At 64.3% G+C, this 12,661-nt stretch carries 11 protein-coding genes; all 11 read left to right on the forward strand.

All coding sequences use genetic code 11. The features are described from left to right. Nucleotides 1-42: 42 nt before the first annotated feature. The 11 genes from AC1VXC_RS05510 (at nucleotide 43) to recJ (ending at nucleotide 12,374) form a co-directional block, all read left to right on the forward strand. Nucleotides 43-291 (forward strand): FeoA family protein, encoded by a 249-nt coding sequence (locus AC1VXC_RS05510; protein WP_313171925.1) that lies wholly within the window; start codon nucleotides 43-45, stop codon nucleotides 289-291. Continuing rightward, nucleotides 288-2,144: a ferrous iron transport protein B gene (gene feoB, locus AC1VXC_RS05515; protein ID WP_481539075.1), complete on the forward strand. Its 1,857-nt coding sequence runs from the start codon at nucleotides 288-290 to the stop codon at nucleotides 2,142-2,144. Before AC1VXC_RS05510 ends, feoB begins: the two co-directional genes overlap by 4 nt. Beyond that, entirely contained in the window at nucleotides 2,144-2,398 is a 255-nt protein-coding gene (locus AC1VXC_RS05520) for a DUF6587 family protein (protein ID WP_313171873.1), read from the forward strand. The genes feoB and AC1VXC_RS05520 overlap by 1 nt, the downstream gene beginning before the upstream one ends. A 345-nt stretch (nucleotides 2,399-2,743) precedes the next feature. Then, nucleotides 2,744-3,250: a hypothetical protein gene (locus tag AC1VXC_RS05525; RefSeq protein ID WP_481539076.1), complete on the forward strand. Its 507-nt coding sequence runs from the start codon at nucleotides 2,744-2,746 to the stop codon at nucleotides 3,248-3,250. A gap of 51 nt (nucleotides 3,251-3,301) precedes the next feature. Then, entirely contained in the window at nucleotides 3,302-4,033 is a 732-nt protein-coding gene (gene dapB / locus AC1VXC_RS05530; protein WP_313171877.1) for a 4-hydroxy-tetrahydrodipicolinate reductase, read from the forward strand. Between the two features lie 237 nt (nucleotides 4,034-4,270). Continuing rightward, a complete protein-coding gene (carA, locus tag AC1VXC_RS05535) occupies nucleotides 4,271-5,401 on the forward strand; it encodes a glutamine-hydrolyzing carbamoyl-phosphate synthase small subunit (protein WP_313171879.1) in 1,131 nt (376 codons plus the stop codon). Beyond that, nucleotides 5,398-5,958 (forward strand): DUF2059 domain-containing protein, encoded by a 561-nt coding sequence (locus AC1VXC_RS05540; protein WP_481526822.1) that lies wholly within the window; start codon nucleotides 5,398-5,400, stop codon nucleotides 5,956-5,958. Before carA ends, AC1VXC_RS05540 begins: the two co-directional genes overlap by 4 nt. A gap of 54 nt (nucleotides 5,959-6,012) precedes the next feature. After that, nucleotides 6,013-9,255 carry a carbamoyl-phosphate synthase large subunit gene (gene carB, locus AC1VXC_RS05545; RefSeq protein ID WP_481539077.1) on the forward strand — a complete coding sequence of 1,081 codons (3,243 nt, stop codon included), beginning with the start codon at nucleotides 6,013-6,015 and terminating at the stop codon, nucleotides 9,253-9,255. An 8-nt stretch (nucleotides 9,256-9,263) separates the two neighbouring features. Then, complete coding sequence (gene greA / locus AC1VXC_RS05550) at nucleotides 9,264-9,728, forward strand: transcription elongation factor GreA (RefSeq protein ID WP_481526841.1); 465 nt, start codon at nucleotides 9,264-9,266, stop codon at nucleotides 9,726-9,728. Between the two features lie 2 nt (nucleotides 9,729-9,730). Next, nucleotides 9,731-10,654, forward strand: a complete 924-nt coding sequence (locus AC1VXC_RS05555) for a phosphoglycerate mutase (RefSeq protein ID WP_313171885.1) — start codon at nucleotides 9,731-9,733, stop codon at nucleotides 10,652-10,654. Further along, nucleotides 10,647-12,374 (forward strand): single-stranded-DNA-specific exonuclease RecJ, encoded by a 1,728-nt coding sequence (gene recJ, locus AC1VXC_RS05560; protein ID WP_481539078.1) that lies wholly within the window; start codon nucleotides 10,647-10,649, stop codon nucleotides 12,372-12,374. The genes AC1VXC_RS05555 and recJ overlap by 8 nt, the downstream gene beginning before the upstream one ends. The last annotated feature ends 287 nt before the right edge of the window (nucleotides 12,375-12,661 follow it).

Raw genomic sequence — 12,661 nt, forward strand, 5'->3', positions numbered from 1 at the left:
ATTGATAACCATTCTTATCAACTCTACATAGGCGCCCATTCAGTGACGTTGTCAGATTTGCCGCTGCATGCTTCAGCGCGGGTGGAAAGCGTTCAGGACCTGCATGCGAACGATGCCATTGCGCGTCGTCTGCGCGAACTCGGCTTTGTGAACGGGGAGGAGGTCCGCTTGGTCGCACGTGGCCCGGTGGGCGGTGAACCGCTGCTGTTCCAGGTGGGCTTCACCCGTTTTGCGCTGCGTCGTAGCGAGGCCGCACGGGTCCAGGTCAGCGCACAGGGAGCACAGGCATGAGTACCGCGATCGCCCGGCTGGCGCTGGTAGGTAACCCGAACAGCGGCAAGACCGCACTGTTCAACCAGCTCACCGGCAGCCGCCAGAAGGTGGCCAATTACACCGGCGTCACCGTGGAGCGCAAGGAAGGCCGCATGCGCGGACCGTCCGGGCAGGAATACGCGGTGCTGGATCTGCCCGGCGCCTACAGCCTGCATCCGGCCAGCCTGGATGAGGCCATCACCCGCGATCTGTGCCGGGGCTTCTACCCGGGCGAAGCTGCCCCGGATGCGCTGATCTGCGTGATCGACGCCACCAACCTGCGCCTGCACCTGCGCTTCGCGCTGGAAGTGCGCGAGCTCGGCAAGCCGATGGTGGTGGCGCTGAACATGGTCGATGCAGCACGCAAGCGCGGCATCGAGATCGACGTGCCGGCGCTGGAGAAGGCGCTGGGCGTGCCGGTGGTGGAAACCGTCGCGGTGCGCCACAACGGGGCACGCGCGCTGGTCGAGCGCATCGATACGCTGATGCCGCAGCTGGACGCCATGCCGGTACATGCGGTTGAGCCCGGTACGGACTACCACGTGCAGGTGCGCGATATCCTGGCGTCGGCCGTGCGCATGCCAGCGCCCACCGCCAAGGTGGATGACGCGTTGGACCGCTGGTTGCTGCACCCGATCTACGGCCTGCTGACCCTGGCGGTGGTGATGTTCCTGATCTTCCAGGCGGTGTATGCCTGGGCGACGCCATTGATGGATGGCATCGAGGCAGCCTTTGGCTGGCTGGGGCCGGTGGTGGCGGAGAAGCTGCCGGAAGGGCCGCTGAGCAGCCTGCTGGTGGACGGCATCATTGCCGGTGTCGGCGGCGTGCTGGTGTTCCTGCCGCAGATCCTGATCCTGTTTGCCTTCATCCTGGCATTGGAGGAGTCGGGCTATCTGCCGCGCGCTGCCTTCCTGCTGGATCGGATGATGGCCTCGGCCGGTTTGTCCGGGCGCTCGTTCATCCCGCTGCTGTCGAGTTTCGCTTGCGCGGTGCCGGGCATCATGTCCACCCGCTCGATCCAGGATCCGCGGGATCGCCTGGCCACCATCCTGGTGGCGCCGCTGATGACCTGCTCGGCGCGCCTGCCGGTGTATGCGCTGCTGATTGGTGCCTTCATCCCGGCCAAGACCGTGTGGGGCGTGTTCAACCAGCAGGGGCTGGTGTTGTTCGCCCTGTATGTGGCCGGCATCCTCAGTGCACTGGTGATGTCGTGGACGATGAAGAAGTTCCGTCGCGACAAGAGCGAGCACCCCTTGATGCTGGAGCTGCCGTCCTACCGCCTGCCCAATCCGCGCGACCTGCTGGTGGGTCTGTACGAGCGCGCGATGATCTTCCTCAAGCGCGTGGGCGGCATCATCCTGTCGCTGACCATCCTGCTGTGGTTCCTGCTGTCCTACCCGGGTGCGCCGGAGAATGCGACGATGCCGGCCATCGATTACAGCTTCGCCGGCCAGATCGGTCATGCGATGGCGGTGATCTTCGCCCCACTGGGTTTCAACTGGCAGATCTGCATTGCCTTGATTCCGGGCATGGGCGCGCGCGAGGTGGCGGTGTCTTCGCTGGCTACGATCTATGCCTTGTCGGCGGCCGATGACGACGCAGCCATCCAGGCACTGACCCCGGTGATCAGCGATGGCTGGAGCCTGGCGACCGGCTTGTCGCTGATGGTGTGGTTCATCTACGCGCCGATGTGTATCTCCACCCTGGCCACGATCAAGCGTGAGACCAACTCGTGGAAGCAGATGGCGTTTGCCACCGTTTACCTGTTTGGTGCGGCGTATCTGGCGGCATTTGTGACCTACCAGGTCGCCGTGGCCTTGGGGGCGGGCTGATGGACAAGGGGCTGCTGCTTCAGTACCTGATCATCGCTGTGGCGGTGTTGGTCAGTGCCTGGGTGGTGCTGAAGAAGCAGTTCCCGGGCGTATTGCGCAAACTGCGAGGCCTGCTGGCGCTATGGCTGGTCAGGCCGCAGCGTTCGCCGCGGTTGCAGGCCTGGGGGCGCCGATTGGCGCCACCGGCGACCAATAGCGGCGGTGCCTGTGGTGGCTGCAACAGCTGCGGACCAAGCGAGCCCAAGCAGCATTGAACACGTGGACGACGCCGGGGAACCCCGGCGTTGTTGCATTCGCGGACGGGATGATCGGGCGACACGCTGTAGTGAAGGCCGAATTTGACAGTGTCGTGGTCCGGGCGAGCCAAGCGCACCCGGGGCTCTTGGCTGACAGCTGAAAGGTCAGGCGATCCTCGCCCCCCGGTGCGCTGCGCTTATCCGGCTACGATCCTGCGCTTGCCCGGGCTTGAATCCTGTCCGCGCAGTGCCGGGCAATTCCGCCTTGCTGCCTGCCTCGTTGGCAGCGGGGCAGGGCTTGGCTACACGGCGCGTGCGGGCTGTACACTGCGGCGATTGCAGGAAGCAAACAGGGGGAAAGGCATGAGGTCATTGCTTGGCGTTGTGGGGCTGGTGGTGGTGCTGGCCGTGGGCGGATCGATCTATCTGCATGGCGGCAACAAGATCACGGAATCGCAGGTGCGCGCTCTTTACCTGCGCGCCGATCAGGCGCTGGCGGCGGCTGATGACAAGCCGCTGTGCGAGATGCTGTCAAAGGATTACGTGCAGACTACGATCACCAAGACCGAAACCGAGCAGGTCGAACAGCGCTACGACAGGGCGCAGTACTGTGCTTGGCTGGTGGAGAGCATGGGCCAACTGCGCCAGTTCCGGGAAGCCTTTGGCGGTCGCATGCCGCTGCGTTACGAGCAGAAGGTAGACAGCATCAGCATAGCCAGCGATGGTCGTTCGGCTGAGGTCGAGGTTTCGGCCATTGTCGAAATGGCTGGCATTCGCATGGTCAGCCGGGGGCGTGACACCGTGGAGCGCAGTCGTTGGCGCACTTACGTCACTGGCAGTCGCGCCACCACCCACGTCGGCAGGATGTAAACGCGCGCTGTGCGCTTGTGTGTTGGGCATCCGAGGCGTTAGCGTGCGGGCATGAATACGACTCCAACCCGTTTGCTGATCCACGGTGCCTCCGGGCGCATGGGCCAAGCCCTGCTGCGTCTGGCGGCAGAAGACTCCTCGTTGCAGGTGGTGGCCGCAGTAGTGCGCAAACCGCCGGCACAACGCGTGATCGAGGGCATCCCGCATTTCGCTGCCAGCGAGCTGTCCGGGGTGCCGGCCTTTGATGTGGCGATCGATTTCAGCCTGCCCGAAGGTTTCGATCCGATCCTGGCGCTGTGCGTGGAGCGTGGTGTGGGGCTGGTCTCCGGCACAACCGGCATCAGTGATGTGCAGCAGGCGGCGCTGGTCGCAGCCGCGGGCGGCATCCCCCTGGTGTGGGCGACCAATTTCAGCCTGGGTGTCGCCGTGTTGGCCGAACTGGTGGAGCGGGCAGCGGCGGCATTGCCGGGCTGGGACTGCGACATCATCGAGTCCCATCACGTGCACAAGAAGGACGCCCCCTCCGGTACTGCGTTGACACTGGGGGAGTCGGCCCAGCACGGCGGCGCGGAACCGCGTTATGCCAGTCTGCGTGCTGGCGACATCATCGGCGAGCACTTCGTCCAGTTCACAGGGCTCGGCGAGCGGGTGGAGCTGGTCCATCGGGCCACCAATCGGGACATTTTTGCGCGTGGGGCACTGCATGCGGCCAAGCAGCTGCGCCAGCGCAGTCCGGGGCAATACCGGGTGAGGGACTTGGTCGGGACGTCCGAGCAGGCCTGAAATTGCTTAATGCGGAACACATTTCGTCTGGAACGTGGCTTTTGTAACCACTGAACAGCTGAAGGAAAGCGCACGGGGCGCTGGCGTTGGTGCCCCCTTGCCTTTACAATTCCGGCTCGCCGAAACACGTTAGCCGGACCGGTTCCCAGACCGCCGTCCGCGCTTTTTTGCAACCGGTTTTTGACCGTGAACGCAGGCGTGGCTTCGGAGTCCCCCGGTAGCCAAAGTGAGATTCCCGTGACCCAAGCCGCAATTCTCGTGCTCGAAGACGGCACCGTATTCGAGGGCGAATCCGTAGGCGCGCCCGGCCTATCCGTGGGTGAGGTGGTGTTCAACACCGCCATGACCGGTTACCAGGAAATGCTGACCGATCCGTCCTACGCCCGGCAGATGATCACCCTGACGTACCCACATATCGGCAACACCGGTATGAACGACCAGGACGACGAAGCCTCCAAGGTATGGGCATCGGGCCTGATCGTTCGCGATGTGCCGCGTCGCCCGAGCAACTGGCGCAACCAGGTGTCGCTGCAGGATTGGTTGATCCAGCGCGGCGTGGTGGCGATCTCCGGCATCGATACCCGCAAGCTGACCCGCATCCTGCGTGAGCGCGGCGCCCAGAACGGCGCGCTGATGGCTGGCCCCGACATCGATGTCGAGAAGGCGCTGGAAGCCGCCCGCAAGTTCCCCGGCCTGAAGGGCATGGATCTGGCCAAGGTGGTCAGCACCGACAAGTCCTACGGTTGGACCGACGGCCAGCTGGACCTGGACCGCAACGAATTCGTGCGCGCCGAACCGAAGTTCAAGGTTGTGGCCTACGACTTCGGCGTGAAGACCAACATCCTGCGCATGCTGGCCGAGCGCGGCTGCGAGTTGACCGTGGTGCCTGCCCAGACGCCCGCTGCCGAAGTGCTGGCGCTGAAGCCGGACGGCGTGTTCCTGTCCAATGGCCCGGGCGATCCGGAACCCTGCGATTACGCCATCAGCGCGATCAAGACCTTCGTCGAGCAGAAGATCCCGACCTTCGGTATCTGCCTGGGCCACCAGCTGTTGGGCCTGGCCGCAGGCGCCAAGACCATGAAGATGGGCCACGGCCACCACGGTGCCAACCACCCGGTGCAGGACATCGACGACGGTCGGGTGATGATCACCTCGCAGAACCACGGCTTCGCCATCGACGAAAGCGTGCTGCCGGCGAATGTGCGGGTCACCCACCGCTCGCTGTTCGACCAGACCATCCAGGGCATCGCGCTGACAGATGCGCCGGCGTTCTCCTTCCAGGGCCACCCGGAAGCTTCGCCGGGTCCGCGTGACGTGGCACCATTGTTCGACCGCTTCATCACCCTGATGGAAGGGGCCAAGGCGTGAGCAAGGCGCGCTGGCTGATGTTGCCGGCGCTGCTGGCCACCTCGGTGGCCAGCGCGGCGCCAGTGACCGCGCAGGAGATCCGCGATCTGCTGCCGCTGACCGGCTTCGAACGCATGGGCAATGATGCGGCCACGTCCATGCTGGCCAGTGTCGCGCTCTTCCAGCAGTTTCCAGCAGCACAACGCGAATGCATGGCCACGCCGATCGGCGAGGTGCTGAATGAAGCACTGGTGGATCGCCTGGTCGCCAAGCTTGGCAACGATGGGCAGCAGCACCTCAAGCGCTGGCAGACGTTCTATTCCAGCCAGGGTGGCAAGCGCATGGTCGCCAGCCAGCGCCAGATGATGTACGGCACGGCGTTGCCTGCCGAGTTCGAAGGCGAGCCCAGTGAGCTGGAGCGCAAGCAGGTAGGTGAGTTCATGGCCAGCGGCTCCTATGAAGCATTGGGCGCCGTGCTTGCGGAGCTGGGCGACATGCCCGATGGCCTGCCGCTACGCATGAGCGAGCGCATCCAGAGCCAATGCGGTGTCACGATTGATCCAGAAGAGTTTTCCTGATCGACAGCGTGCGATCACTTCCCCCAGACACGCTGTACTGACTTAGAGAAGAAAATGCCAAAGCGCACCGACCTAAAAACCATCCTGATCATCGGCGCCGGCCCGATCGTCATCGGCCAAGCCTGTGAGTTCGACTACTCCGGCGCGCAGGCGTGCAAGGCGCTGCGTGACGAGGGTTACCGCGTGGTGTTGGTGAACTCCAACCCGGCCACGATCATGACCGACCCGGAGATGGCCGACGCCGTCTACATCGAGCCGATCAACTGGCAGACGGTCGAGAAGATCATCGACAAGGAGCGCCCCGACGCGCTGCTGCCGACCATGGGCGGCCAGACCGCGCTGAACTGCGCGCTGGACCTGGCTGACCACGGCGTGCTGGAGAAGTACAACGTCGAGCTGATCGGTGCCAAGCGCGAAGCCATCCGCATGGCCGAAGACCGCGAGCTGTTCCGCGTGGCGATGGGTGAGATCGGTCTGGAATGCCCGACCGCCGCCGTCGCCCACACGCTGGAAGAGGCGCTCGAAATCCAGACCCGCGTTGGCTACCCGACCATCATCCGTCCGTCCTTCACCCTCGGCGGCAGCGGCGGCGGCATCGCCTACAACCGCGAAGAGCTGATCGAGATCGTCGGCCGTGGCCTGGAACTGTCGCCGACCACCGAAGTGCTGGTGGAAGAATCGGTGCTGGGCTGGAAGGAATTCGAGATGGAAGTGGTTCGCGACACCGCGGACAACTGCATCATCGTCTGCTCGATCGAGAACCTCGATCCGATGGGCGTGCACACCGGTGACTCGATCACCGTGGCGCCGGCACAGACCCTGACCGACAAGGAATACCAGCGCCTGCGCGATGCCTCCATCGCCGTGCTGCGCAAGATCGGCGTGGATACCGGCGGTTCGAACGTGCAGTTCGGCATCAGCCCGACCACCGGCCGCGTGGTGGTGATCGAGATGAACCCGCGCGTGTCGCGTTCCTCGGCACTTGCCTCCAAGGCCACCGGCTTCCCGATCGCCAAAGTCGCCGCCAAGCTGGCGGTCGGCTACACCCTGGACGAATTGAAGAACGAAATCACCGGCGGCCTGACCCCGGCCTCGTTCGAGCCGTCCATCGACTACGTCGTCACCAAGATTCCGCGTTTTGCCTTCGAGAAGTTCCCGGCCGCCGACGCGCGCCTGACCACCCAGATGAAGTCGGTGGGCGAGGTGATGGCGATGGGCCGCACCTTCAAGGAGTCGCTGCAGAAGGCGCTGCGTGGCCTGGAAACCGGCAAGGTCGGCCTCGACCCGACCGAGCTGGACCTGGGCAATGCCGACGACGTCGCCACCATGAAGCGCGAGCTCAAGGCCCCGGGCCCGGAGCGTCTGTTCTACGTGGGCGATGCCTTCCGCACCGGCATGAGCGTGGAAGAAATCTACGGCCTGTCGCACATCGACCCGTGGTTCCTCGACCAGATCGAAGAGATCATCGCTGACGAAAAGCAGGTCCATGCCGAAGGCATCGATTCGCTGAACGCAGCGCGCCTGCGCAAGCTCAAGCGCGCCGGTTTCTCCGACGCTCGCCTGGCACAGCTGACCGGCACCAACGAAGCGGCCATCCGTGCGCTGCGTCGCGCCCACAAGGTGCGTCCGGTCTACAAGCGTGTTGACTCCTGCGCCGGCGAGTTCGCCACCGGTACCGCCTACCTGTATTCGACCTATGAGGACGAGTGCGAGGCCGCACCGAGCAACCGTGACAAGATCATGATCCTGGGCGGTGGCCCGAACCGCATCGGCCAGGGCATCGAGTTTGACTACTGCTGCGTGCACGCCGCGCTCGCCCTGCGCGAGGATGGTTTCGAAACCATCATGGTCAACTGCAACCCGGAAACCGTTTCGACCGACTACGACACCTCCGACCGCCTGTACTTCGAGCCGCTGACGCTGGAAGACGTGCTGGAGATCGTCGAGCTGGAGCAGCCCAAGGGCGTGATCGTGCAGTACGGCGGGCAGACCCCGCTGAAGCTGGCACGTGCGCTGGAAGCCAATGGCGTGCCGGTGATCGGCACCTCGCCGGACTCCATCGACCTGGCCGAAGACCGTGAGCGTTTCCAGCAGCTGGTCGAGAAGCTCGGCCTGAAGCAGCCGCCGAACCGCATCGCCCGCAACGACCAGGAAGCCCTGCTGCTGGCCCGCGAAATCGGCTATCCGCTGGTGGTGCGCCCGAGCTACGTGCTTGGCGGCCGTGCAATGGAAATCGTCTACAGCGAAGCCGACCTGGCCCGCTACGTGCGCGACGCGGTCAAGGTGTCCAACGATTCGCCGGTGCTGCTGGACCACTTCCTCGATGCTGCAGTCGAAGCCGACGTCGACATCATCTGCGACAAGGACGGCAAGGTCCTGATCGGCGGCGTGATGGAACACATCGAAGAGGCCGGCGTGCACTCCGGTGACTCGTCCTGCTCGCTGCCGCCGTACTCGCTGTCGGCTGAAACCCAGGCCGAACTGCGTCGCCAGGTCACCGAGCTGGCCAAGGCACTGCAGGTCGTCGGCCTGATGAACACCCAGTTCGCGATCCAGGCCGATGCCGATGGCAAGGACGTGATCTACCTGCTGGAAGTCAATCCGCGTGCCTCGCGCACCGTGCCGTTCGTGTCCAAGGCGACCGGCATGGCGCTGGCCAAGATCGCCGCCCGCTGCATGGCCGGCAAGACGCTGGCCGAGCAGGGCGCGACCAAGGAAATCGTGCCGAACTACTACTCGGTGAAGGAAGCCATCTTCCCGTTCGCCAAGTTCCAGGGCGTCGATCCGATCCTCGGGCCGGAGATGCGCTCCACCGGTGAAGTGATGGGCGTTGGTCGCACCTTCAGCGCCGCGTTTGCACGTGCGCAGGAAGCCGGCAGCATCAAGACCCCGCCGGTCGGCAAGGTCTTCATCTCGGTACGCGACGCAGACAAGCAGCGCGTGATGCCGGCGGTGCAGGGCCTGGTCGAACGTGGCTACTCGCTGGTCGCCACCCGCGGCACCGCTGCCTGGTTGCAGCAGCACGGTTACACCTGCGACGTGGTCAACAAGGTGGTTGAAGGCCGTCCGCACATCGTGGACAGCATCAAGAACGGCGAGATCGTCTACATCGTCAACACGACCGAAGGTCGTGCAGCGATCAACGACTCGTTCTCGATCCGCCGCGAGGCACTGCAGAACCGCATCACGTACTCCACCACCGTTGCTGGCGCCAAGGCGCTGGTACAGTCGCTGGAGTTCCGTGGCACCGGTCCGGTGTTGTCGTTGCAGGAACTGCACAAGGAGTTGAATGCATGAGAGCCCCCATCACGATGAAGGGCGCCAAGCGCCTGCGTGACGAACTCGATCACCTGAAGTCGGAAAAGCGTCCCAAGGTCATTGCCGCCATCGCCGAAGCACGCGAGCACGGTGACCTGAAGGAAAACGCCGAGTACCACGCCGCACGCGAAGAGCAGGGCTTCATCGAAGGCCGCATCAAGCAGCTGGAAGGCGAGCTGTCGCACTCGGAAGTCATCGACATCAGCAAGCTCAATGCTGGCAGCAAGGTGGTGTTCGGCGCGACGGTGACCCTGGCCGACGTGGAAACCGATGAAGAGAAGCGTTACCAGATCGTCGGTGACCTGGAAGCGGACATCAAGCTGGGCTTGATCGCCATTTCCTCGCCGGTGGCGCGTGCCCTGATCGGCAAGAACGAGGGCGACGCCATCGCCATCGATGCGCCGGCTGGCCAGCGTGAGTACGAAATCGTCAGCGTCGAATACCTCGACTGACGATGGCCAAAGCCACACTGCTGCTGCCCGCGCGCAGCCGTTTTCCGGCAGGCGAACTGCCGGCGCAGGTGGCTACGGCCCTGGGCCGTGCCGAGCGCTCGCTCGGTACAGCCGGTGAACTGGCGCAGCTGCGCCGTCACTTCAGCGTGCAGCCGGCCGACTGGTCGGCTGCCGCCTTGACCCGCCAGGCCGATGCCGGCGACGCCGCCGATGGCTTCTGGCTGCGCGCCGATCCGGCCAACATCGTGCCGGACATGCAGGGCGCGCGGCTGATGGCAGCGGCGGAAACGTTGCGCCTGGAACAGGCCGATGTGGATGCCTTGTTGCCCGCATTGCAGCCCTTGTTCGCCGGTTTCGGCTACCAGTTGGATGCGCCGACGCCGGCGCGTTGGTATCTGCATCTGCCGGACGACACGCCATTGCCTGCGTTCGCCGAACCCGATGTCGTCCTCGGCGATGACCTGTTTGCCCATCTGCCGAGCGGCGAGAACGGGCGCCGCTGGCGAGCGCTGCTCACCGAAGCACAGGTGGTACTACACCAGCACCCCTGGAACGAACAGCGCGTCGCGCAGGGCCAGCGTGCGGTGAACTCCGTGTGGTTCTGGGGGGCGGGAAAGCTGCCACAATCCGTGCAGACCGCACATGCGCAGGTGCGTAGCCGTGATGCCTTGCTGCAAGGCCTGGCTGCAATGGCCGGCGTACGCCTGGGCGGCGAGCAGAGCGTGGATGCATTGGTCGATCTACGCCAGTTGCGTTCACTGCAGCAGCTGACGCGTGACGCCATCGCTCCTTTGCTCGAAGCGCTTGCGCGTGGTGAGCTCAGCGAATTGCAGCTGGATTTCGAGGACGGCACGGGTTATCGCCTGACCCGCAGGCAGCGTTGGCGGCTGTGGAAGAAGCCCATTTCGACGCTGGCCGATGAGTGAGAGCTTGAAGATTGTTCGTCGTGACGCGGTCGTGGCCGACGACTGGAACGATGGGACGCTGCCGTTGCTGCGCCGCATCTATGCCGCACGGGGGGCGACCACGCCCGAGCAGGCGCAGCCACGACTTGCGCAACTGCACGCGCCTGAACTGCTGGGTGGCATGCAGGCGGCGGTAAGCCTGTTGGCCGAGGCCATCGCCGGTGACAAGCGCATTCTGATCGTGGGCGACTTCGATTGCGATGGCGCTACCGCCTGCGCGGTGGGGGTGCGGGGACTGCGCATGCTTGGCGCACGTGACGTGGTGCATGCGGTGCCGAACCGGATGCTGCATGGCTACGGTTTGTCGCCCTCCCTGGTGGCAGAGCTCGCGGCATTGCAGCCTGATGTATTGGTCACGGTCGATCACGGCATTGCCTGCCATGCTGGCGTGCGTGCGGCAAAGGCGCTGGGTTGGCAGGTGTTGGTCACCGATCACCACCTTCCGGGTGAGCAATTGCCACCGGCCGATGCAATTGTCGATCCGAACGTGGACGGCGACGCATTCCCGAGCAAGGCATTGGCAGGCGTCGGCGTGATTTTCTACGTGCTGATGGCGCTGCGTCGCCATCTGCGCGATCGAGCCGCATTCGCTACGCAGCCCGAACCTGATCTGCTGACCTTGCTGGATCTGGTGGCGGTCGGCACTGTTGCCGACCTGGTGGCATTGGATGACAACAACCGCGCCCTGGTTTCCGCAGGCCTGCGCCGGCTGCGTGCTGGCAAGGCCTGCGTGGGTTTGCAGGCCTTGATCGAAGTAAGTGGTCGCGATCCGCGTCGGCTCAGTGCAAGCGACATCGGGTATGCCGTTGCGCCCCGCCTCAACGCGGCGGGGCGACTGGAAGACATGGCACTGGGCATCGAGCTGTTGCTTACCGAAGACCCGGCGCAGGCGCGGCACATCGCCACCTTGCTGGAGGAGATCAACGCCGAACGCCGCGCGGTGCAGCAGATCATGACCGACGATGCCGAGCGTGCCGTCGCCCGTGCGCTGTTGGATGACGGCATGCAACGTCCGGTCGCCGCCTGCCTGTTCGATGCCGAATGGCATCCGGGAGTGGTCGGCCTGGTCGCCTCCAAGATGAAGGATCGCCTGCATCGCCCGGTGATTGCCTTTGCCCCGGCCGAGCCGGGGGCTGATGCACTGCGTGGTTCGGCGCGCTCGATCAGCGGTTTCCACATCCGTGATGCCTTGGCCGCGATCAACGCCAGCCACCCGGGATTGATGGAGAAGTTCGGCGGTCATGCGATGGCGGCCGGGCTCAGCCTGCCGTTGGCCAATCTGCAGGCTTTCAAGCTTGCCTTCGAACAGCAGGTACAACGCAGCCTGGACCCGGCATTGCTGCAGCAGCAGCTGCTCAGTGATGGTGAGTTGTCTCCCGCAGAGCTGGATTTCCAGCACGCCGAAGCGCTGCGCTTGGCCGGCCCATTTGGACAGGGCTTTGCCGAGCCGCTGTTCGATGGCGTGTTCGAAGTACTTGAATGGCGCGTGCTCAAGGAACGCCATCTGAAGTTCGTATTGCGTCAGACCGGGAGTTCGGCTCGAATCAACGCGATCCATTTCAGCGGCTGGACTGGCACCGCACCCGCGCAGCACGTGCAGCTTGCCTACCGACTGGTGAGCGACGACTACCGCGGCGGCAAAGCCATCCAGCTGATAGTCGAGCACTGCGCAATCGTTTGATCGGGTGCAAGCGTATCTCTTGTAGTGCCGAGCCATGCTCGGCAGAGGCTTCACCGCAAATCCATCACCACGCGTAGCCCCGGTAAGCGGCGCGCCCCTGGGGCATTTGCGGCCAACTCGAATAATTCTGGTTCCTTGACCCCGGGTGCGCTCTGCTTACCCGGGCTTCGGTACTTGCATAGCTAGCTTTGTGTGATCTACATCGCTAAAGACGAGTCTCGAATGTCCAGACAACAAACGTCGTTCGGAAACCAACGACTGCAGAATCTGCGCAGTTCAACGCCAGA

This window comes from Stenotrophomonas sp. STEN033 (assembly GCF_056856655.1).